We start from the raw sequence: 22401 nt of genomic DNA on the forward strand, positions 1-22401 counted from the left end.
GCAGCTTGATGCGCCCCCACTGGCTGATGTCCTCGAAGTCATCCGCACCGCTGAGGACTGCGCAGACGGCAACGGTCAGCAGCTCGCTCAGCGGGTGGCGCGTTTGCTGAGCGTTGCGCCAGTCCTCAAGCCCCTCGAAAACCTCGACCATGTCTATCAGCTTGCCCGTTTCCATCGTCCGCCCAAAAAGGCAGGAAACTACACAAAACAGAGGGCTGTGGACAGGGGATGGGCAAGCGGCTGATCGTGAACGTTATTTCGGGGTGGGAGATGTCGGGTGGGTAGCTGCGGGAGCCCTGCTGGTCGGCAAGGGTTGAGGTCTGCACCTTGACGATGACATTCCCGCCGGTTGAAAACTTCAGGGCGTTGCTGACCAGGTTGGTGAGGATCTGACCCAACCGGAGTGGGTCGCCCTCGAGGACGTGGGTATCCTCGTCGATGTCGTAATAGAGCTCGATTCCCTGGTTCTCGGCGCGCAGGGCGACCACGCTGGAAAGCCGATCGAACACGCTCTCCAGCACGAAGCAGGCATTTTCCATTTCCAGCTTCCCGGCTTCGATCTTGGAGAAGTCGAGAATGTCGTTGATGATGGTCAGCAGGCTTTCCGAGGCCGACTTGATCTTGGAGACATAATTGAGCTGCTTGGGACTCAGCTCGGTGGCCAGGGCCAGTTCGGCCATGCCGATGATGGCGTTCATCGGCGTCCGTATTTCGTGGCTCATATTGGCCAGGAATGCGCTTTTTGCCTTGGTGGCGGCCTCCGCTTCCGATTTGGCCTCCTGCAGCCGGGTGATATCGAAGAACCACGCCAGCACGGCCGGGCTGCCACCGTAATCGATGTTCATGTACGAGCCCATCGCCCAGACATGCGGTTCGCCCGGATCATCCGGAAAATAGATCTCAACCAGTCGATTGAGCACCATCTCGCCCCGCGACAGGGACGCATAGATATCTTCGAAAACCTGCGGGTCGGCGTAATAGCGGCTGACGTCCTCGTGATTGGCTTCATCCTTGTTGCGGCGAACAAGACTGCAGAATGCCTGATTCACGAACAGGATCTGGTGGTCCTCCGCGCGGGCGATGCGCACGGCCATGGGCGAGGCCGATAACACCTGCTCCAGCATTTCCTGCTGGCGACGGAGCTGTGAATAGTCGATCAATGCCGAACGAGTGCATACGAATCGTCCTGAATCGTCGAGGACGGCGGAGGCTGATAGCAGCACCGGAAGGGTATCGTCATTCCTGCACACCAGTTCCAGCGGCAGTTCGTGCAGTGTCTCTCCGGCGCGGACCTTTGGAAAGTTCTGGCGGAATGTCTCGATGGCCGATGGTGTCAGGAACTCGACCATGTGCCGCTTGCCGACAATTTCGTCGCGGGAATAGCCGAGCCACTCGAGTTCGGTGTTGTTGATCTTCTGGATGACGCCATGCTCATCAAGAGAGTGGTAGCCGCAGGGGGCGTGGTTGTACAAGTCATCCAGTTCGTCGGCCTGCTTCTGGATTTCCTGCTCGGCGGCCTTGCGCTCGGTGATGTCGTAGAGCAGAACGAAGACACCCCGGACCGACCCTGCAGGCCCGTCCGGAATGTAATGGGTGAGGAAATGCCGGCAGGCCCGGCCCGGCTTCGACAGGATGCGTTCGAAGGACTGCCTCTCGCCCAGCAGGGCGGCCTGGACATGAGCCTCGCTGAAACAATAGGCGTCCTCGCCCAGGAGTTCGCGCATCCCGATGCCTTCCATTTGATCGGGCGCTTTTTCGAACCAGTCGAGATAGGCGCGGTTGGCAAAGCGGTTCTGCAGCCGGGTGTCCCAGTAGGCGATCATGCCGGGAAGCGCATCGGCGATGGCCCGGGTAAAGCACTCGCTGCGGGCCAGTGCTTCCGTCCGCTTGCCGACCACGACTTCCAGGTTGTCCCGCTCTCGCTGCAAGGCCAGGAGCTGCTCCTGGATGACCTGGTAGAGCTGGTTGAAATGGTGGAGGAAGACCCGGATCTCGCGGCGCCCGGTTTCCTGCAGTTTCGTCGGCACCCTGTTTGGCAGGGCGTCGATGATTTGGGTTGCGCCGCTTTCAAGAGGCCACAGCTGGTTGCCCATGAAGCGCCAGACAATGAGTCCGGTGACGAGCATGGCCAGCAGCGAGCCGATCCAGATGGTCTGGGTCAGGTCGGCCAGCGGGGCAAGCGCATGTTCCGCAGGCACGTAGGCGACGACCAGCCAGTTGATTGCCCGGAGGTTCATGGCCTGGGAAATGATCTCGTGTCCGGCCGCGTCGATGGAGCGACCCACACCCTCGAACCCGTCCTTGATCCTGCGTTCGAGCAATGGGTCGGCAGCGCCTGCCTGCACCTCCTTCAATACCTTCGATGCATCGGTATGGGCGGCATATGTGTGCTCGGCCAGCGCAATGACCTGGTAACCGCCAAGATTTCCGCCGCCTGCAAAACCGGATATGTCGAAATGGCTGCCAGGGCCAAGGTGGTCCGAGCCGCAGATCACGGCGACCACGTTCCCTGATTTATCCAGCACAGGGACCGCGAATATCAGGTTTGGACGCCCTGAGAAACGGCCGATGACAGGCATCACGACCGGCTGTTTGCTCTGCAGGGCACGGTCGAGATAGGGCGTGTTGCGGTAATCGGCCCCGATTTGCTGGCGGGCGGGGGCTTCGGCAAGACGGCGCCCGCCCGGAGAGAGCACGTAAACATCGCGCCCGAAAAAGCGGGAAATGCTGGATTGGCTGTCGAGGTGATGCTGGACGGTAGTGCTGTTCGACCAGTCTTCAGGGGGCAGACGGCCGGCGATGGCCTGCAGCGAATCGATGCGTTCGCTGATTTCGCTCTCGAGCCACTTGGTGACAAAGCCCAGATCGCTTTGCTGCTGCGACTCCAGTTGAGCCAGGAAGCTGCTCTTCAGGCGATCCTGGGCCATCGCTGCAATGGCAAGAATGCAGATTGCCTGGAGGAGCAGCACGCCAAGGGTGAGCTGAAAGCGGAGGGAGTCCCAGATGAAATGCGCGCCCTTCGGTTTCCTTGGTTCCACCATGTCGTCCCCGGGACTTCTTTTGGTTTGCTTTGCTTGTCGGGAAGTATACCCAGGACCTGCCACATGGCTGAGACAAGTTCCCGCCTGGCGTCGACAAACCGGTATCGGTGTCCTCGCCTGGTGCCGCGGCGGATCAGTGGCCCAGTATTCTCAGGGCGAGCAGGGCCCCGGTGCTGAGGCCGAGCAGGGCGGTGGCGGCTTTCCAGAACATCACCGGGTTGCGTTCGATCAGGGGCGGGCTGCGCCGGTCGTGGAATTCGCGGCGGGGGGCCTTGAGGTCGTGGATGAACTCGGAGATCACTTCCTGCCGTTTGGCCGGGTTGGGGTGCAGGGCCTTGGCCAGCACGGCGTCCACCCAGGCGGGCAGGTCGGGGCGGTGGTGGCGCAGGGGGATGTAGCGCAGGTGGCGCAGGTCGGCGGGGCTGCGCACCCGGGCGGCGTCGAGGCCGTAGGGGAGCTGGCCGCTGAGCGTCTCGTAGGTGATGGCGGCCAGCGCGAAGAGTTCGCTGCGCGGGCTGCCGCCTTCACCGAGCAGGTATTCCGGGGCGGTGTATTGGAGCGTGCCGGGCACCGCCAGGGTGTGGGCGTCCGGGTGGTATTCGGCCAGGCCAGCCACGTGGGCGTTGGCCAGGTCGATGAGCTTGAGCGTGCCGTGCTGGTCGATCATCACGTTCTCGGGGCGCAGGTCCTGGTGCAGCATTTCGCGCCGGTGCAGGGCCTGCAGGCCCTGGGCGAGCTGCTCGACGAGGGCGCGCACGCTGTCCAGCGCGGGCCGTGGGTTGTCCACCCGCCACTGGGCCAGGGTCTGGCCGTCGATGTACTCCATGGCCACAAAGAGGTGGCCGCGCGGCCGCTCGCCGGCCCAGGCCTTGATCACGTGGGGGCTGTCGATGCGGCGGGCGACCCACTCCTCCAGCACGAAGCGGTCGAGGTAGTCCGGGTCCTGGGCCAGGTCCACCGAAGGCGTCTTGATGACCACCTGCTGGCCGCTGGCCTGGTCCACGGCCAGGTGCAGGTGGCTGCGGGCGCTCACCTGCATGTCGCGCAGGATGGTGAAGCCTTCGAATTCCATGCGCGGGGCGAGGGGCGGCGGCAGGGCCAGGCCTTCGCGGCGCAGCTGGGGATGGGCGGCGTCGCCGGCCGGCAGGGCCTCGATGCGCAGCAGTTGCAGGGTGGCGTCGTCGTCGCTGCCGCGGCTGCGGGCGAGGCTCACCAGCTGCGCGGCTGCCGTATCCAGATCGTCGGCATGCGCTTGCAGGGCCTGGTGGACGTCGCCGGCTCCGAGCCCTGCATGGGCGCCGTCGGTGGCGAGCAGGTAGGTCTCACCGAGCTCGGCCTCCCAGCTGCGGTAGTCGATCTCGACGTGGGGGCCGGTGCCCAGGGCGCGGCTCAGGCAGGATTCGGTGGACGACAGGCGTAGCCGGTGGTCGTCGGTGAGCTGCTCCAGGGCCTGGGCGTGCAGGCGGTAGATGCGTGAGTCGCCCACATGGAGCAGGTGCAGGTCGCGGCCCTTGAGGATCAGGGCGCTGAAGGTGCACACATAGCCCCTGTCCTTCTCGAAGCGGGCGTCGCTGCCCATGGTCTGGGCATGCAGCCAGGCGTTGGTGGCGCTGAGCACCCGCTCGGCCGCCCGCCGCACCGACCAGGCCTCGGAGGTGGCGTAGTAGTCCTCGAGAAAGCTGCGCACTGCGGTCTGGCTGGCCACCTGGCTGACGGCGCTGGAGCTGATGCCGTCGGCCAGGGCCAGGGCGATGCCCTTGCTGGCCAGCTGGTGCCCGCGCGGCAGGCAGGCACCGTGAAAGTCCTGGTTGGCATGGTGCTCACCCGCCAGGGAGGCCTGGCCGAGGGACACCCGCAAGCTGGCGGACATGGATGCGGGGCCCCGGGGAGGTTCTCAGGTTCAGGCTCAGGCCCGGGCTCAGGCGGCGCGGCGCTTGGGGGCCGTCTTGTAGTGGGTGGAGTAGAGGGTGGCGCCGACGAAGGTCAGGCCGCCGACCAGGTTGCCCAGCACGGTGGGGATCTCGTTCCAGATCATGTAGTCCATGAAGGTGAAGTTGCCGCCCAGCATCAGGCCCGACGGGAACAGGTACATGTTGACGATGCTGTGCTCGAAGCCCATGTAGAAGAACACCAGGATGGGCATCCACATGGCGATCACCTTGCCCGACACGGAGGTTGACATCATGGCCGCCACCACGCCGGTGGACACCATCCAGTTGCACATCACGGCGCGCACGAAGAGGGTCAGCATGCCGGCGGCGCCGTGGGCGGCGTAGCCGACCGTGCGGCCCTCGCCGATGTGGCCGATCTTCTGGCCGATGGCGTTGGGGGCTTCGGTGAAGCCGTTGGTGAAGATGATGGCCATGAACACCGCCACGGTCAGCGCGCCGGCGAAGTTGCCGGTGAACACCAGGCCCCAGTTGCGCATCACGCCGTTCCAGGTGGCGCCGGGGCGCTTGTCGAAGACGGCCAGCGGGGCCAGGGTGAACACCCCGGTGAGCAGGTCGAAGCCGAGCAGGTAGAGCATGCAGAAACCGACCGGGAAGAGCAGGGCGCCGACCAGCGGATTGCCGGTATTGACCGACACCGAGACGGCGAAGGCCGCCGCCAGGGCCAGGATGGCGCCGGCCATGTAGGCGCGGATCAGGGTGTCGCGGGTGGACATCAGGAGCTTGGATTCGCCGGCGTCTACCATCTTGGTGACGAACTCGGCAGGGGCAAGATAAGCCATGGAGTTTCTTTCTTGAATTCAGTGATTGCGGGTGGCGGGCGGTCAGCCCAGGGCCACCTGCACGCGGCCGTCCTCGATGCGCACGCTGTGGGCGCGCACCGAGTACTCCGGGGCTTCGAGGCAGGCGCCGGTGGTGAGGTCGAAGTGGTTCTTGTAGAGCGGCGAGGCCACCACGACGTGCTCGCCGAGGTTGCCGACCAGGCCGCGGGACAGCACGCTGGCGCCGGACTTGGGGTCGATGTTGTCGATGGCGTGGAAGCGGCTCTCGCCGATCCGGAAGACGGCTACGTGGCGGCCCTCCACCAGGGCACTGACGCCGGTGTTGGGGAGGATCTCGTCGGCCGCGCAGACGGTGGTCCAGGCAAGGGGTGCGATGCTCATGGTCGGGCTCCTCAGGCGGGGGTGGCGACGGTGTCGGGGGCGTCGATGGCGGCCGGACGTTCGTCGGGGCGGGCCGGGCGGATCTGGCCGCGTTCTTCCACGAAGATGATGTGTTCGTCGGGCTGTTCGCTATTCACGAAGGAGCGGAAGCGCTTGCGTACGTCCGGATCGGTGACGGCGGTCTTCCACTCGCACTGGTAGGTGTTCACCACGTGCTGCATCTGCGTCTCCAGCTCGACGGCGAGGCCCAGGCTGTCGTTCACCACCACGTCCTTCAGGTAGTCGAGGCCGCCCTCCAGGTTGTCGCGCCAGGTGCTGGTGCGCTGCAGGCGGTCGGCGGTGCGCACGTAGAACATCAGGAAGCGGTCGATCAGCCGGACCAGCTGCGCCTTGTCCAGGTCGGCCGCCAGCAGCTCGGCGTGGCGCGGCTTCATGCCACCGTTGCCGCACACGTAGAGGTTCCAGCCCTTCTCGGTGGCGATGATGCCCACGTCCTTGCCCTGGGCCTCGGCGCATTCGCGGGTGCAGCCGGAGACGCCGAACTTGATCTTATGGGGGGCGCGCAGGCCCTTGTAGCGGTTCTCCAGCTCGACCGCGAGGCCCACGCTGTCACCCACGCCGTAGCGGCACCAGGTGGAGCCGACGCAGCTCTTCACGGTGCGCAGGGACTTGCCGTAGGCGTGGCCGGACTCGAAGCCGGCGGAGATCAGCTCGTCCCAGATGAAGGGCAGCTGCTCGACCCGGGCGCCGAAGAGGTCCACCCGCTGGCCGCCGGTGATCTTGGTGTAGAGGCCGTATTTCTTGGCCACCTGGCCCACGGCGATGAGGCCGTCGGGAGTGACTTCGCCACCGGCCATGCGCGGCACCACGGAGTAGGTGCCGTCCTTCTGGATGTTGCCGAGGAAGTAGTCGTTGCTGTCCTGCAGGGCGGCCAGGTCCTTCTTGAGCACGAACTCGTTCCAGCACGACGCGAAGATGCTGGCCGCGACGGGCTTGCAGATGTCGCAGCCGAGGCCCTTGCCGTGCTTGGCGAGGAGTTCGTCGAAGCTCTTGATCTCGCCCACCTTGATCAGGTGGAAGAGCTCCTGGCGGGAGTAGGCGAAGTGCTCGCAGAGGTGGTTGTTCACCGCCATGCCGAGGCGCGACATTTCGGCCTTCATCACCTGGGTGACCAGGGGCACGCAGCCGCCGCAGGTGGCGCCGGCCTTGGTGCAGGCCTTGAGGGCGCCGATGTCTGTGGCGCCATCGGCCACGGCGGCGCAGATCTGGCCCTTGCTGACGTTGTTGCAGGAGCAGATCTGGGCGCTGTCGGGCAGGGCATCCACACCCAGGCCGGGCTTGGCCTGGCCGTCGCTGGACGGCAGGATGAGGAATTCCGGGTCGGCCGGCAGGGCGATGCCGTTGAGGGCCATCTGCAGCAGGGTGCCGTATTCATCGGCGTTGCCCACCATCACGGCGCCGACCAACTTCTTGCCGTCGGCGCTGGTGACGATCTTCTTGTAGATCTGCTTGGTTTCGTCCACGTAGCGGAAGCTGCGACAGCCGGCGCTGCGGCCCTGGGCGTCGCCGATGCTGGCCACATCCACGCCCATCAGCTTGAGCTTGGTGCTCATGTCGGCGCCGGCGAAGGCGGCGCCCTGTTGGCCGGTGATGTGGCGGGCGACCACCCGGGCCATGTCGTAGCCGGGGGCGACGAGGCCATAGACCTGGTCCTTCCAGGCCGCGCATTCACCGATGGCGTAGATGTCGTGATCGCTGGTACGGCAGTGGTCATCCACTGCCACGCCGCCACGGGCGCCCACCGCCAGGGCGTTCTGGCGGGCCAGTTCGTCCCGCGGGCGGATGCCGGCGGAGAACACGATCATGTCGGTCTCCAGGTGGCTGCCGTCGTCGAACACCATGCGGTGGCGGGCGCGGGCGCCGTTGGTGATCTCCACCGTGTTGCGGCTGGTGTGGACGTGCAGGCCCAGGGCTTCGATCTTGCTGCGCAGGATGCGGCCGCCGTCGTCATCCACCTGCACCGCCATCAGGCGCGGGGCGAATTCGACCACGTGGGTCTCCAGCCCCAGGTCGCGCAGGGCCTTGGCGCATTCCAGGCCGAGCAGGCCGCCGCCCACCACCACGCCGCTCTGCGAGCGGGTGCCGGCTTCGGTCATGGCCTCGAGGTCTTCAATGGTGCGATAGACGAAGCAGTCGCTGCGGTCGTTGCCGCGCACCGGCGGCACGAAGGGCACCGAGCCGGTGGCCAGCACCAGCTTGTCGTAGGCCAGCACCTCGCCGTCGGCGGTGGTGACGGTCTTCTGGCGGCGGTCGATGGCCGCGGCGCGGGACTTGAGGCGCAGGGAGAAGCCGCTCTTGTCGAAGAAGCCCGGTTCGACAAGGGACAGGTCGTCGGCCGTCTTGCCGGTGAAGAATTCGGACAGGTGGACCCGGTCGTAGGCGGCGCGAGGCTCCTCGCACAGCACGGTGACTTCAAGAGAGGCAAGGGAGAGCGCGTGGAGTTCTTCGAGGAACTTGTGACCCACCATGCCGTGGCCGACAACAATGATCTTCATGATTAATCCTGCACGTCCGGGCTTCCCCGGGGGACCGTGCTGGGTGTCTTCGCCAGGCTCGTGGAATGAGCGGCGCAGACATCATGGCCCCCGCGAAACGCGGATCGAAGTCGAGGTTGGAACGACGGCTCGCCGCGTGTGCGTGACACTCGACTTGCCGGGGTTCCGCCGTCGTTGGCGGAGGCATTCATTCGGGCCCGCGGCGGCTTTGCCTGCGGGCAATAGGGTTAAGCAGGGATCGTGCCGGGTCGTGTTTCCCGTGGATGCGGGGGTTTCCCGGTGGGAGGGGGCATGCTCAGGCGGGTTCGGGCGCCAAAATGGTGCGTCGCAGGTCCACCTTGGCGCATGGAGGCTGCCGGCTCGACCGGCGAGGGGCTGCTGCCCCGGTCAGCCGTTCTTCTTCTTCCAGCCGGCGCGGCAGGTGTCCTGCAGGTAATTCATGACCAGCGTGGTGTCGTCGCTGTCGAGCTGCACGCGGGCTTCGGGGCCGAGGTCGTCTTCCCACATGCGGCGCACGTCGGACTGGTACTCGAAGGGCACGACGCTCTCGATGAAGCGGGCGACGGCCGCCTCGTCGAAGCCGGATTCGCGGAAGTTGTCCCAGATCCGGTTGGCGTCGCGCTTGAGCAGGCTGCGGGTGGGTTCGAGGCCGGTGGCGACCATCAGCAGCACGCCGCACTGCACGTCGGTGTGATCACCCTGGTTGCCGGTGATGCGGGTCCACTCCTCGGCGCAGGCCTTGTCGTGGTGGGTGATTTCGCTGACCGAGCTGGTGTCGAAGAAGAACAGGCCGGAGAAGCGGTCCTGGTTGCGGTAGATCTCGGTGGCCGGAATGTCGCGGATGACGGGGAGGACTTCGGCACTGAAGCGCTCGGTCTCGCGCTTCATCAGGCTGCGTATGCCGGGCGTGGCGTCCTCGAGCCAGGCGTCGAGGGCGGGGAAGCCGGCGCTGCGCTTCTTGCGGGCGGCCTCGTGGAGCTTCATGAAGCGCTCGACACTGAAGAAGCCGGCCGGCTTGCGCTCGGTCAGGAGGACCAGCAGGGCGCTGTTGATCACCGATTCGCAGAACACATGCCACTCGTCGGCGTCTTCACGCTCCACCCCCAGCTTGCCGGCCAGCCAGTAGGTGGCGTCGATGTACTGCTGGTTGCGCTCGCGGCTGGCGTGTTCGGCCAGGTAGCGGGCGTAGGTGATGGGGGTGTCCGCTGTGCACTTGGCCAGGAAGTCCTTTTCGCTTTCGCGGAAGATCTCCGGGGCGCCGAGGAGCCGCTCGGTGGGCAGGCCGTGCAGCCTGCGCAGGCGGTCGGCGCCGGCCTTGGACAGGGCCAGCAGGGTCTTGTCGCGGAGCAGGTGGCCGGCCACGTCGATCTTGCCGCCGGACTCGGCCTCCAGGGCCAGGCCGACCAGGGTCACCAGGCGGGTGCGGGCGGCCTCCAGCTCGGGGCGCAGGTTGGGGGTGCCGAAATAGGTGGCCAGCTGCACGATGCCCTTGGCGCCTTCGCGTCGCAGGGCGTCGAGGCGGGGGGTGTCCACCAAGCCTGCCTGGAGGGCGTGGCACAGCACCCGCTCGAAATACGGGCGGGTGTCGACGGTGGTGAGGGAGGTGTCAGTGAACATCGGGTGCAGGGCGCTGCGCCGCGGGGGCTCAGCGCCGTCTCCTGGTCAGATGGCGGATTCCTCTTCGTCCTCGTCGAGCTTCGGCACGCCGGGCTCGGCGGATTCGGGCAGGGGCATTCTGGCGGCCTCGGCGGCGCGGTTGAGCCGGTCCTGGATCTCGATGACGAGCAGCTCGAAGGTGTCGGAGAACTCGTGGCGCAGGACCCAGGCGGTCTCCATCCAGTCGGAGTCGGCGACTTCGGAGCGTGACATGCGCACCCGCACCATCTCGATGGCGTCGCCGATCTCCAGGCCCTGGTCGAGCTCGTCCACGCGCTCGGCGTCCCAGGTGATGGCGGACTTGGGTGTGAAGGCCTTTTCCAGATCGTTGTCGGCCTCGAAGACGCCGTGGTAGGCCAGGGTCAGCAGGGAGTCGTAGTGGTCGGTGAAGTAGTCGGCCAGCACGCGAACACCGTCGTCATGCTCCACCAGGCAGTCCAGCACTTCGGCGCAGGCGGCCGGGCTGCGATGCATGACGGCATTCATGGTGTTGCGCAGGCGCGGCACGTATTTCTCGAGCGGCTCGCCGTACTGGCGCTCAAGCACGATGGCCTGCACGAACTGCTCGGGGCTGAGCACCAGGCTGACCACCGATTCCTTGCTGGCGTCGTATTCACGGATCACCGCCAGGACGTCCTTGGGCGCCATTTCGTCGAGGACTTCGACCAGGGCGTGGTCGCCTTCCTGTTCGGCGATGACGACGAGGTGGGCTTCAGCCTTGGCGATCTCGCCGGCGAGGATGAGTTCGCGGGTTTCCTTGATGACTAGCTGGGTCATGAACGGTCTTTCTTAACGGTCAACGGCGTCGAAGCCCTGTTCGGACATCCACTCTTCGCCGGCTTCGCCGAGGTCGTCGGTGTCGTCCTGGTCTTCATCGTCCCGGGCGGCTTCGGGGGCGCTGCGTGCGCTCAGGCCGCTGCCTAGCAGCCACTCGAGCACGGCGGTGGTGACGAGGAAGCTCTCGCCGCCGTCCTTGTCGAGACAGATGTTGATCAGGGGGCGGGCCCACGGGGCGATCTCGAGGCTGGCCTCGAGTTCGGCCCAGGAGGGAAAGCCCTCGTCGCCGGGCTCGCTGTTGGAGGCGGTGTACAGGAGATTGCCGCCGCTGAAGCCGAAGGCGCCGTGGAAGGCCGGGGCGACCATCTCGGGGGCGGTGTCGATCATGCCGAGCAGGAAGGAGAACTCCTTGTGCTTGTCGCGCACGCGCTTGTTGAGCACATCCTTGCCTTCGGAGTCGGAGCGCAGGTCGTCGATCTCGCTGGCATAGCGCTCGAAGATGTCTTCAAAGTAAAACGAGGTCAAGAAATTACCTTTTCTATGTAGGAGGCCCACAGGGAGGTGGCTTCCAGCAGGGGGTCGTCGATCAGGTTGCGCCGGCGCAGGGCGTCGTAGTCGCGCCGCTTTGCGTCGTCGGAGAGCAACTCGTAGGCGGCCTGGATGTGGCGGAAGCGGTCGGCGGCGCCGGGGTCGGGGTTGCGGTCCGGGTGGTACAGGCGGGCTGCCTTGCGGTAGGCCGTCTTGATGTCGTCGGCCGCGGCCGTCGGCGAAATGCCCAGGGCTTCGTAGGGATCACGCATGGTGTTCGGTACGGGTGAGAGGTGTCGGTGCCCGGGGTGTCAGGCGGCGGCCTTCGGGGCGGTGCGGCGGGGTGACGGGAAGCCCGGCATTATAAAGGCCTGTCGCGCCGGCGTCGCGTCTGCTGCGTGGGGCGTGTCAGTTGCGGGGCGGCGGGAGCAGCTCGGCAAAGGCTTCGGCCGGCATGGGGCGGCCGAAGTAGTAGCCCTGGGCATAGTCGCAGCCCAGCAGCACCAGGTCGTGGGCGATGTCGGCGGTTTCGACCCCTTCGGCCAGCACGGCGATCTTGAGGCTCTTGGCCATCTGGATGACGCCGCGGACGATGGCGCCGGCGTCCGGGTCGGTGGGCAGGTCGCGGATGAAGGACTGGTCGATCTTCAGCTTGTCGACGGCGAAGCGGCGCAGGTAGGCGAGGCTGGAGTAGCCGGTGCCGAAGTCGTCGATGGCCAGGCGCAGGCCCATCGCATGCAGCTGGCGGACGGTGGCGAGCACCTGCTCGGTGTCCTTCATCAGGATGCTCTCGGTGATCTCGAGTTCGATGCAGGCTGGATCGGCGCCGCTGTCGGTGAGGGCGCGGGTGACCGTTTCCACCAGGTTGCCGCGGGTGAACTGCAGCGGCGACAGGTTGACCGCGATCACCAGCTTGCCGTGGCCGGCATCTTTCCAGATGCGGGCCTGCCGGCAGGCCTCCTGCAGGACCCATTCGCCGATGTTGACGATCAGGCCGCTGTCTTCGGCGACGGGGATGAAGAGGCCGGGCGGCTGCATGCCGAGGTCCGGGCAGTTCCAGCGGATCAGGGCTTCGGCGCCGACGATGCGCGTGCTGCCGAGGTCGATCAGCGGCTGGTAATGGAGGATGAATTCCTGGCGCTCGAGGGCCCGGCGCAGGCGGTTCTGGATGTCGAGACGCTGCACCGCGTCTTCGTTCATCTGCTGGGAGTAGAAGCGGAAGGTGTTCCGCCCGGCGGCCTTGGCGTTGTACATGGCCGCATCGGCATTGCGGATCAGGGTGTCGAAATCGCTGCCGTCCTCCGGGTAGACGGCCAGACCGACGGAGCAGGAGATGCTCATTTCCTGGCCGGCCAGCGGGCAGGGCTGGCCGAGGGTGAGCATGATCTTCTCGACGATGGGGGCGATGTCCTCGGTCTCGCGGATGTCGGTGAGAAGCACCAGGAATTCGTCGCCCCCCTGGCGGCTGATGGTGTCGGTGTCCCGGGTGGTGGTGCGCAGGCGGTCGGCGAAGGTCTGCAGCAGGGCGTCGCCGGCGGGGTGGCCGAGACTGTCGTTGATGTGCTTGAAGTGGTCCAGGTCGAGCAGCAGCAGGGCCACCTTGGTGTTGGCGCGGATGGCGTGGCCAAAGGCCTGCTCGGCCCGGTCGCGCAGCAGGAAGCGGTTGGGCAGGCGGGTCAGGAGGTCGTGGCGGGCCAGGAATTCGGCGCGTTCCTCGGCGGCCTTGCGGTCGGTGAGGTCGGAGAAGATGGCCACGTAATGCTGGATCTCCTGGTCGTCGCGGACCGTCGAGATCGACAGCCATTCCGGGAAGATCGCGCCGTTGCGCCGCCGGTTCCAGGCTTCGCCGCTCCAGTGGCCGGTGTGGGCCAGCTCGGCGAGCAGGCGTTCGTGGAAGCCCTCTTCGTGGTGGCTGGTGGCGATCAGCTCGGCGCGGGTGCCGATGACCTCTTCCGGGGCGTAGCCGGTGACGTCGGAGTAGGCGCGGTTGACCGAGATGACCCGCTGCTGGCCGTCGGTGATCAGGATGGCGTCGCGGCTTTCGCTGAACACCGTGGCGGCGAGCTGCAGTTCGGCCTGCTGGCGGCGCGAGGCGCTGATGTCGCGGGAGGTGCCCTCGACCCCGACGGGGGTGCCGTCGGCATCCCGCAGGTAGTGGGCGTTGGTGGACACCCAGACTTCGCTGCCGTCCTTGCGCCGCATGCGGTATTCATAGCCGCTCACCTGGCCACCCGCCGCCGACAGGGCGCTCAGGAAGGTCTCCCGGGCGCTGGCGCCATCCACGTAGAGGCTGTCGATGCGGGTGCCGATCAGTTCTTCGGGCTCGTAGCCGAGCAGCTGGCGTACCGATGGGGACAGGCGCAGCAGGCGGCCGCTGGCGTCGGAGCGGTAATAGGTGTCCTGCAGGTTGTCGAGGATGGCGCGCACGTCGGCCTCGTGGGCGGCGCTGGCGGCTTCGATGGCGCGCAGGTCGGTGACGAAGCCGAAGGCGCTGCTGCTGCCTTCCGGGTGGGCCGGGTGGAGCGAAACAGTGCTGATCAGTGCGGGGATGACCGTGCCGTCGCGGTGCATGAGTTCGAGCCGGTAGTTGCGCCTGTCGGTGGTCGGGATGCGGGTGATCTGCTGGCGCAGCAGGCCACGGCTGCCGGCGTTGACGAAATCCAGGGAGGTCCGCCCGATCATCTCGTGCGGGGCATGGCCCAGCAGGCGGCACAGGGTGTCGTTGACTTCGGTGAAGCAACCCCGCGCATCCACCATGAAGAAGCCGTCGGTTGTCGTCGCAATCACGTCGCGATACACCGCCTCCCGGGCCGGGAGGCGTGAGTCGGGCAGGTGCTGGAAGAGCGGTGGCAGGTCCATGTCCGGGCGAAAGATGATTTGCCCGGTGTATATCGGCCCTGCGACCTGAAACTTGAAAGCCGGGCTCGGGGGTGCCCGGCGCTGTCAGCCTTGCCGGCCGAGACGCTCGCACAGGGCGAGGGTGGGGCCCGCCTGGTTCATGCTGTAGAAGTGCAGGCCGGGGGCGCCGGCTTCGATCAGGCGGGCGCACAGCTCGCCCACCACGTCCAGGCCGAAGGCCTTGATCGATTCGGAGTCGTCACCGAAGCTCTCGAACTTGCGGCGCATCCAGCGCGGGATCTCGGCACCGCAGGCATCCGAGAAGCGCGCCAGCTTGGAGAAGGAGACGATCGGCATGATGCCCGGCACGATGGGCACGTTCACACCAAGCGCGGCGCATTCGTCGCGGAAGTGCAGATAGGCGTCCAGGTTGTAGAAGTACTGGGTGATCGCCGAATCGGCGCCGGCGTCCACCTTGCGCTTGAAGGCCAGCAGGTCGTCCTTCGGGCTGCGCGCCTGGGGGTGGTATTCCGGGTAGGCGGCCACTTCGATATGGAAGTGCTTGCCGGTTTCGGCACGGATGAACTCGACCAGTTCGTTGGCGTAACGCAGCTCGCCCGGGTCGCCCACGCCGGAGGGCAGGTCGCCACGCAGGGCGACGATGCGATGAATGCCGGCGTCCTGGTAGCGCTTAAGGATCTCCCGGACATGCTCGCGGGTGGAGCCGATGCAGGACAGGTGGGGGGCAGCTTCGTAGCCTTCGCGCTGGGTTTCGAAGACTGTCTCGAAGGTCCGGGCTTGCGTGGAGCCGCCGGCCCCGAAGGTCACCGAGAAGAACTCGGGCTTCAGTTCGGCCAGCCGGGCGCGGGTGACGCGCAGCTTCTCGACGCCCTCGGAGGTCTGGGGCGGGAAGAACTCGATGGAGATGGGAGGCTTGTTCATGCGTCTAACCGTTTGTCGGTGCGTTTCCGATGTGTCTGGACTTGGCTAAGCCAGAAAGGGATTGAGGACGGTGACCCCGTCATAGCTTTGTCCATGGGAGAGGTCTTCGCTGATGACGGTGTGGGCGCCCAGGCGAGCGGCTGCACACAGGATGGCGGCATCCCAGTGGCTGAGGTTGTAGCGGTTGCGCAGGCTGAGTGCAGAGAGTACCAGTTCGCGGTCGACGGCCTGAACGGGGCGGCTGGCGGCGATGTGTTCGACGAAGGCCTGCGGCGCGGTCGGCAGGAGGCCGTGGCGGGTCTGGCGGGCATTGGCGTAGAACTCCATCAGCACCTGGGATGACACCCCCCAGTCGGTGCGGGCCACCCAGCTTCGTGCTGCAGGCCGTTTGGCGGCATGGTTGTCCGCCAACGATGTGGCATAGATCAGGATGTTGGTGTCGAGGAAGTAGGGCGAGCTCATGGTTTGTAGGGCGCCTTGTCTTCCTGCACCTGGAAGTCGAGCTCCCGGGTCAGGGGCCGGTCATGAGCCTGGCTGCGGGTGAGAATCGGCGCGTCTCCCCATCGGCTGTCAGCCACAACGGCGTCGAGCTGTTCGAGGAGGTTGTCGGACGCGACGGGGGCCGGCCTGGCCGCGATCAAGGTCTGGAGCGCAGGGTTTCTCTTGCCGGGATCGTGGTTGAGTACGACGGCTTCGATGATCGCCATCAGTTCGCCCTGGAGCGAACGATGATGAACGGACGCAATCGCGCGGAGACGCTCGGCGATTTCGTCCGGTACATTCTTGATGGTGAGGGTGACTGGCATGGCTTAATCCACAATGGAATCGTTATGGTTCCATTGTGGATGTCGATCGTCCCTGGATCAAGCTCAGTAGCGGTAGTGCTCGGCCTTGTACGGACCGTCCTTGGGCACGCCGATGTAGGCGGCCTGCTCGTCGGTCAGCACGCTGAGCTGGGCGTTGAGCTTCTTCAGTTGCAGGCGGGCAACCTTTTCGTCCAGGTGCTTGGGCAGGGTGTACACCCCGACCGGGTAGTCGGCCGTGCGGGTGAACAGCTCGATCTGGGCGATGGTCTGGTTGGCGAAGGAGCTGGACATCACGTAGGACGGATGGCCGGTGCCGCAGCCGAGGTTCACCAGACGACCCTTGGCCAGCAGGATGATGCGCTTGCCGTCCGGGAAGATGACGTGGTCCACCTGGGGCTTGATCTCTTCCCACTGGTACTTCTCGATGGAGGCGACGTCGATCTCGTTGTCGAAGTGACCGATGTTGCAGACGATGGCCTGGTCCTTCATGGCGGCCATGTGGTCGTGGGTGATCACGTGGAAGTTGCCGGTGGTGGTGACGAAGATGTCGGCCTTGTCGGCGGCGTATTCCATGGTGACCACGCGGTAGCCTTCCATGGCGGCCTGCAGGGCGCAGATCGGGTCGATCTCGGTGACCCACACCTGGGCGGACAGGGCGCGCAGGGCCTGGGCGGAGCCCTTGCCCACGTCGCCGTAGCCGCACACCACGGCAACCTTGCCGGCGATCATCACGTCGGTGGCGCGCTTGATGCCGTCCACCAGCGATTCGCGACAGCCGTAGAGGTTGTCGAACTTGGACTTGGTGACCGAGTCGTTCACGTTGATGGCCGGGAAGCGCAGCTCGCCGCGTTGGTGCATCTGGTACAGGCGATGCACGCCGGTGGTGGTCTCCTCGGTGACACCCTTCACCTCGGCCAGGCGCACGGAGTACCAGGTCGGATCCACGGCCAGCTTGGCCTTGATGGCGGCAAAGAGGATGGTCTCTTCTTCGGAGGACGGCTTGGCGATGACAGACAGATCCTTCTCGGCCCGGGCGCCCAGGTGCAGCAGCAGGGTCGCGTCGCCGCCGTCGTCGAGGATCATGTTGCTATAGCCACCGTCGGCCCACTCGAAGATGCGGTGGGTGTAGTCCCAGTAGTCGGCCAGGGATTCGCCCTTCACGGCGAACACCGGGATGTTCTGGGCGGCGATGGCGGCCGCGGCGTGGTCCTGCGTGCTGAAGATGTTGCAGGAGGCCCAGCGGACTTCCGCGCCGAGCGCGGTCAGCGTCTCGATCAGCACGGCGGTCTGGATGGTCATGTGCAGGGAGCCGGTGATGCGCGCGCCCTTGAGGGGCTGGGCCGCGGCGAACTCGTCGCGGATGGCCATCAGGCCCGGCATTTCGGTTTCGGCGATGCGGATTTCCTTGCGGCCCCAGTCGGCCAGGGAAAGGTCGGCAATGACGTAATCGGTGAACTTGTCAGCCACAGTGTTCATGAGAATTCCTCGAACGTGTGGCCGGGAAGGGACTACGGGTGGCGTCTTGATGAGGGCTCACCACGTCTCCCCGTGCCCGGCACGGGTTTGCAAAACAAAGCATGGACGGGTGAGCGCGGTTGCTGTTGCCGGCACACGTGCCGGCGGTACTGCTGTCGAGCCTGGGACTGCGGGCCTTGCACCCGGTGGTCTTGCAGCGCTCCTCGAAGCAGGGTGGGGATTATATCGGTTTTTGATCGGCGTGCTTGAGCCTTCATTTCGATGGGGTGAGCGCCGCATCCAGTACCTTGCCGAAGCGCTCGGCGTCCTGGAAGCCGATCACCCTGAGCGTCTTGCGCTCGGCGCCGCCCGCGTCGAAGAAGATGATGCCCGGCGGGCCGAACAGGCCGAAGCGCTTGAGCAGGGCCTTGTCGGCGTCGTTGTTGGCGGTCACGTCGGCCTGGAGGAGCTGGAAGCCGGCCAGGCGGCGGGCCACCGCCGGGTCGGCGAAGGTGAAGCGTTCCATCTCCTTGCAGGAGATGCACCAGTCGGCATAGAAATCGAGCATCACCGGGCGGCTGGCGGTCTTCAGGAGGTCGTCCAGGGCCTCCACCGAGGCCACCCGCTGGAAGCGGGTCTCCGCCACCGGCGTGGCGGCGGCCTGGGCGCGCAGGATGGCCAGAGGCTGCAGCGGGTCGCGGGAGCCGGCCAGGGCACCGATGAACAGAGCCGCGCCGGCCAGCAGGGCGATCACGCCCCAGCCCTTCCAGAAGCGCTGCCAGCCACCCGCGTGGGGTGGCAGCGGGTCGAGGGCGTGCAGGTAGATGGCCGACACCAGCAGCAGGCCGGCCCAGGCCAGCATGGGGACGATGCCGGGCACCACCGGGGTGACCAGCCAGATAGCCACGCCCAGCAGCATCACGCCGAAGGTGCGCTTGACCCCTTCCATCCAGGGGCCAGGCTTCGGCAGCGCACTGCGGGCCAGCACGCCCACCACGATCAGCGGGGCGCCCATGCCCAGGGCCATGCTGAAGAGGGCCGCGCCACCGAGCAGCGCGTTGCCGGTCTGGGCGATGTAGAGCAGGGCGCCGGCCAGCGGCGCGGCCACGCAGGGGCCGACGATCAGGGCCGACAGGGCGCCCATGGCGACCACCCCACCGGGCGAGCCGCCCTTCTGGTGATTGGCGGTGTCGGACAGGCGGCTCTGCAGGGCGGTGGGCAGCTGCAGCTCGTAGAAGCCGAACATCGAGAAGGCCAGCACCACGAAGACCACCGCGAAGCTGCCGAGCACCCATGGGTTCTGCAGGGCCGCCGACAACAGGGTGCCGGACAGGCCGGCGGCGACGCCCGCTGCGGTGTAGGTGAGGGCCATGCCCAGCACGTAGAGGGCCGACAGGCCGAAGGCACGCCCCTTCGAGATGGCGTGGCCGTGGCCGACGATGATGCCCGACAGGATAGGGATCATCGGGAAGACGCAGGGGGTGAAGGCGAGCAGCAGTCCGAAACCGAAGAAGCTGGCCAGCACGGCGGCGCTGCTGCCGCCATCGAGCAGGCGGGCGATGCGGCCGGATTCGTCGTGCTCGCCGCTGTCGCCCGCCGCGGGCGCAGCCTGGGGCTCCGCGCTGGACGCCGCCGGGGCGTCAGCCTGGCCGAGGGCGCGCGACAGGAAGCCGCCCTGCTGGTTGCCGCTGGCCAGCGCCACCTTGAGGGACTGGGTCTGGGGCGGGTAGCAGATGCCGATGTCGGCACAGCCCTGGCTGGTCAGCTGCAGGTCGAAGGGGGGCTGGCCGGCGCTCAGTGGCAGGGTGAAGCTCACTGCCTTGCGGTAGATCTCGACTTCGCCGAAGGCGTCGTCCTTCTTCGGTTTGCCGGGAGGCAGGGCGGGCTCGCCAAGGGTGACCCCGTCAGCAGCGAAGCGGAAGCGATGGCGATAGAGGTAGTAGCCGTCGGCGATCTGGAAGCGGATCTCGACGGTCTTGTCGTCGAGGGCCCGGGCCGAGGCCTTGAAGGCCTGTTCGACCGGCAGGGGCTCCTGGGCGTGGGTGAGGTTCGACAGGCCGAGCAGGCCCAGCAGGGCGAACAGGACGGCGAGGAGGAGGCGGGGCAGGCGGATCATGGAGGCGAGAGTGTGGCAGCTCACCCGGGGGCCGTCCCCGGGCTGGATCAAGAAATGGTGCTGAGGGCTGGGGTGCTCAGGGCTGGGTGGTGGTTTCGGCCGCGACCCAGGCCAGGTAGGCGGGCAAGCCCTCCTGCACTGGGATCGCCAGGATCTCGGGAAGTTCGTAGGGATGGGCCTCGCGCAGGGCGGCCTGCAGGGCCGGGTAGCCGGCGCGGGTGGTCTTGATCAGCAGGGGCTGCTCGGAGGCGGTCTCGAGCGCGCCCTGCCAGCGGTACACCGAGGTGCATGGAGCGAGCATGTTGACGCAGGCGGCCAGGCGCTGCTCGATCAGCAGATGGGCGACCCGGCCGGCGCTGTCGGCGTCGGGGAGGTTGGTCAGCACCAGGAGGACGTCGTCGGGTGAGTTCATCGCGGGTCTTAGTTGAGCAGGCGGCGGCGGGTCAGGATCAGGGCCGTCCAGAAGGCGATCACGGTGATTGTCGCGAGCACCCCCAGGTGCAGGCCGATCTGCCCGGGCACATGGCCCAGCAGCAGGGGGCGGATCAGCTCCACGGCGTGGCTGAGGGGCAGGCAGGCGGCGACCGTGCGGACGCCGTCCGGCAACTGGCCTTGGGGGAAGAACACGCCGGAGAGCAGGGTCATGGGCGTGATGAAGAGGGTGAAGTAGTACATGAAGAAGTCGTAGCTGGGCGCCAGGGCCGTCATGATCAGGCCCAGGGCGGCAAAGCACAGGCCGGTCAGGAAGACCACCGGGATGGCGGCCAGGGCCAGCGGCGAGGCGGCAAAGCCGAACAGGGCGATCACCGCCAGGATGGCCGTTCCGGCCAGGCAGGACTTGCTGGCGGCCCACACCAGTTCGGCGGCGACGATGTCGTCCAGCGCCACCGGAGCGTTCATGATGGCTTCCCAGGTCTTCTGCACGTGCATTCGCGAGAAGCCCGAATACAAGGTCTCGAAGGTGGCTGAGTTCATGGTGGAGTAGGCCAGGGTGCCGCCGGCCAGGAAGGCGATGTAGGGCACTCCCTCGACCTCCTGCACCAGCATGCCCAGGCCGTAGCCCAGGCCGAGCATGTAGATCACCGGATCGGCCAGGTTGCCGACGATGGAGGGCAGTGCCAGCTTGCGCCAGACGAAGAAGTTGCGCCGCCAGACGGCAAACAGGCGTAGCGACAGGCGTGGCGGGGCGAGCAGGGGCAGCGTGGCGGTCATCGGTTCAGGCGTCGGACGGGGGCGGTGTGTCCCGCGGGATGCGGCGCAGCCACGGGATGAAGTCCCGGTCGGCGCCCAGGGCATGGTGATCCACCAGGTCGTAGGCGAGGAATTCGATCAGCTTTGAGGTGGGCAGGCTGCCGTGGGCGCTCTGGGTGGACAGGGCGTCGAGCTTGGCCGACAGGATGCGGTGGGCCTTGGCGTGCTGTTCGCGGCGGGGGTAGTCAACCGAGGTCAGGATGGCCTCTTCGTCGCGGAAGTGGCGGCTGGTGGCGCGTGCCAGGTCGCGGATGACGGCGTGGATCTCGGCGGGTGGTCGGGCCTCGCGAACCTGGTGCAGCAGGCGGTTGGCCAGTTCGAAAAGGTGGTGGTGCTGGGCGTCGATGACTGGGTCGCCGACGCAGTGGCCGTCGTCCCAGGTGAGGCGGTCGAGACGGCTGCGGTGCTTGATGGCGCGCTCGTCGAAGGCGCTCTCCGGGGCGCTCATCACCCGGTTGCGGCCGGCGTCCTTGGCCTGGTAGAGGGCCTGGTCGGCGCGGGACAGCCAGTTCGGCCAGTCGTCGCCGGCCAGGCATTCGGCCACGCCGAAGCTGGCGCTGACCGGTCCGGCGGTATCGAAGGGTGTGTCGCAGATGGTTTGTCGCAGCGTGTTGGCCAGCGTGGTGGCGCCGGCCAGGGGCGTGCTGGGAAGCAGGATCACGAACTCCTCACCGCCATAACGGCCGATCACGTCCAGATCGCGGCATCGCTTGCTCAGACGCTGGGCAAACTCGACCAGCACCTGGTCGCCGACGAGGTGGCCGAGGCTGTCGTTGATGCGCTTGAAGTGATCGATATCGGCCATGATCAGCGAGATCGGATGGCCGAAGCGCCGGAAGCGGTGCATCTCGCTGAGTGCGGCTTCCTCGAGCCGGCGCCGGGTCGGCAGGCCGGTGAGGGCGTCGGTGGTGGAGCGGGTCTCCATTTCGGCCAGGGCCTGGCGCAAGATTTCCTGGTGGGCGTTACCGTCACTCAGGTCGATCAGGCATACCAACAGGTAGCGGCCATGGCTGCGCAGGCGGGTGCGCATGTGGTGGCGCCGGCCGTCGCTGCCCAGTATGTCGGACTCGACGCCCTCCTCGCTGCCTGCCAGCATCTGCAGGGCCGGGCCGGGATCGGCGCTGTCCGTGCCTTCGATGTGGTGGGTGTGTGACCACCAGGTGTCGAAGGGGCCGGAGGGCTGGCCGAAGTGCTGGAGAAAGGCCTGGTTGGCGCAGACGAACTGGCCGTTCTCCCCGTTCACCAGAGCAAGGGCCACCGGCAGGCTGTCAAGCAGCGCCGCGCAGTCGAGATCAGGGGGCAGGGTAAGGGGCGGCGGCATGGT

The 22401-nt window shown here is 66.6% G+C and carries 19 protein-coding genes and 1 riboswitch; all 19 genes read right to left on the reverse strand.

Going from position 1 to position 22401, the window contains the following annotated elements; genetic code table 11:
• A partial coding sequence (locus HHL15_RS07805; protein WP_169145293.1) for a transposase family protein occupies positions 1 to 175 on the reverse strand: 175 nt, incomplete at its 3' end.
• Entirely contained in the window at positions 126 to 3041 is a 2916-nt protein-coding gene (locus HHL15_RS07810) for a PAS domain-containing protein (RefSeq protein ID WP_169145294.1), read from the reverse strand. The genes HHL15_RS07810 and HHL15_RS07805, both read right to left, overlap by 50 nt.
• A 133-nt stretch (positions 3042 to 3174) precedes the next feature.
• The gene (locus HHL15_RS07815) at positions 3175 to 4911 is read right to left on the reverse strand and encodes a bifunctional protein-serine/threonine kinase/phosphatase (protein WP_169145295.1); all 1737 of its coding nucleotides are present in this window, start codon (positions 4909 to 4911) and stop codon (positions 3175 to 3177) included.
• A gap of 48 nt (positions 4912 to 4959) precedes the next feature.
• Positions 4960 to 5772 (reverse strand): formate/nitrite transporter family protein, encoded by an 813-nt coding sequence (locus HHL15_RS07820; RefSeq protein ID WP_169145296.1) that lies wholly within the window; start codon positions 5770 to 5772, stop codon positions 4960 to 4962.
• A gap of 42 nt (positions 5773 to 5814) precedes the next feature.
• Positions 5815 to 6153: a nitrite reductase small subunit NirD gene (gene nirD, locus HHL15_RS07825; RefSeq protein ID WP_169145297.1), complete on the reverse strand. Its 339-nt coding sequence runs from the start codon at positions 6151 to 6153 to the stop codon at positions 5815 to 5817.
• An 11-nt stretch (positions 6154 to 6164) separates the two neighbouring features.
• The gene (gene nirB, locus HHL15_RS07830) at positions 6165 to 8708 is read right to left on the reverse strand and encodes a nitrite reductase large subunit NirB (RefSeq protein WP_169145298.1); all 2544 of its coding nucleotides are present in this window, start codon (positions 8706 to 8708) and stop codon (positions 6165 to 6167) included.
• A 387-nt stretch (positions 8709 to 9095) separates the two neighbouring features.
• Positions 9096 to 10325, reverse strand: coding sequence for a hypothetical protein (locus HHL15_RS07835; RefSeq protein ID WP_169145299.1), 1230 nt, complete (start codon positions 10323 to 10325; stop codon positions 9096 to 9098).
• 45 nt (positions 10326 to 10370) lie between these two features.
• Positions 10371 to 11141, reverse strand: a complete 771-nt coding sequence (locus HHL15_RS07840) for a hypothetical protein (protein ID WP_169145300.1) — start codon at positions 11139 to 11141, stop codon at positions 10371 to 10373.
• 12 nt (positions 11142 to 11153) lie between these two features.
• On the reverse strand, positions 11154 to 11666 hold the full coding sequence (locus HHL15_RS07845) for a hypothetical protein (protein ID WP_169145301.1): 513 nt from the start codon (positions 11664 to 11666) through the stop codon (positions 11154 to 11156).
• Positions 11663 to 11941, reverse strand: coding sequence for a DnaJ domain-containing protein (locus HHL15_RS07850; protein ID WP_169145302.1), 279 nt, complete (start codon positions 11939 to 11941; stop codon positions 11663 to 11665). The genes HHL15_RS07845 and HHL15_RS07850 overlap by 4 nt, the downstream gene beginning before the upstream one ends.
• 136 nt (positions 11942 to 12077) lie before the next feature.
• Positions 12078 to 14528, reverse strand: a complete 2451-nt coding sequence (locus HHL15_RS07855; RefSeq protein ID WP_169145303.1) for a sensor domain-containing protein — start codon at positions 14526 to 14528, stop codon at positions 12078 to 12080.
• An 84-nt stretch (positions 14529 to 14612) separates the two neighbouring features.
• Positions 14613 to 15449, reverse strand: coding sequence for a methylenetetrahydrofolate reductase [NAD(P)H] (gene metF / locus HHL15_RS07860; protein WP_169145304.1), 837 nt, complete (start codon positions 15447 to 15449; stop codon positions 14613 to 14615).
• A gap of 45 nt (positions 15450 to 15494) precedes the next feature.
• Positions 15495 to 15911, reverse strand: coding sequence for a PIN domain-containing protein (locus HHL15_RS07865; protein ID WP_169145305.1), 417 nt, complete (start codon positions 15909 to 15911; stop codon positions 15495 to 15497).
• Positions 15908 to 16255, reverse strand: a complete 348-nt coding sequence (locus tag HHL15_RS07870; protein ID WP_169145306.1) for a FitA-like ribbon-helix-helix domain-containing protein — start codon at positions 16253 to 16255, stop codon at positions 15908 to 15910. Before HHL15_RS07870 ends, HHL15_RS07865 begins: the two co-directional genes overlap by 4 nt.
• A gap of 63 nt (positions 16256 to 16318) precedes the next feature.
• A complete protein-coding gene (gene ahcY, locus HHL15_RS07875) occupies positions 16319 to 17731 on the reverse strand; it encodes an adenosylhomocysteinase (RefSeq protein WP_169145307.1) in 1413 nt (470 codons plus the stop codon).
• A 104-nt stretch (positions 17732 to 17835) separates the two neighbouring features.
• Positions 17836 to 17942: riboswitch (S-adenosyl-L-homocysteine riboswitch) on the reverse strand.
• A 42-nt stretch (positions 17943 to 17984) separates the two neighbouring features.
• A complete protein-coding gene (locus tag HHL15_RS07880; protein ID WP_169145461.1) occupies positions 17985 to 19826 on the reverse strand; it encodes a protein-disulfide reductase DsbD in 1842 nt (613 codons plus the stop codon).
• 76 nt (positions 19827 to 19902) lie between these two features.
• Positions 19903 to 20238 (reverse strand): divalent-cation tolerance protein CutA, encoded by a 336-nt coding sequence (cutA, locus tag HHL15_RS07885; protein WP_169145308.1) that lies wholly within the window; start codon positions 20236 to 20238, stop codon positions 19903 to 19905.
• 8 nt (positions 20239 to 20246) lie between these two features.
• Complete coding sequence (locus HHL15_RS07890) at positions 20247 to 21038, reverse strand: ABC transporter permease (protein ID WP_169145309.1); 792 nt, start codon at positions 21036 to 21038, stop codon at positions 20247 to 20249.
• A 4-nt stretch (positions 21039 to 21042) separates the two neighbouring features.
• Positions 21043 to 22398 (reverse strand): diguanylate cyclase, encoded by a 1356-nt coding sequence (locus HHL15_RS07895; RefSeq protein WP_169145310.1) that lies wholly within the window; start codon positions 22396 to 22398, stop codon positions 21043 to 21045.
• Between the last annotated feature and the right edge of the window lie 3 nt (positions 22399 to 22401).

The organism is Zoogloea dura, from assembly GCF_012927165.1.
GTDB lineage: Bacteria > Pseudomonadota > Gammaproteobacteria > Burkholderiales > Rhodocyclaceae > Zoogloea > Zoogloea dura.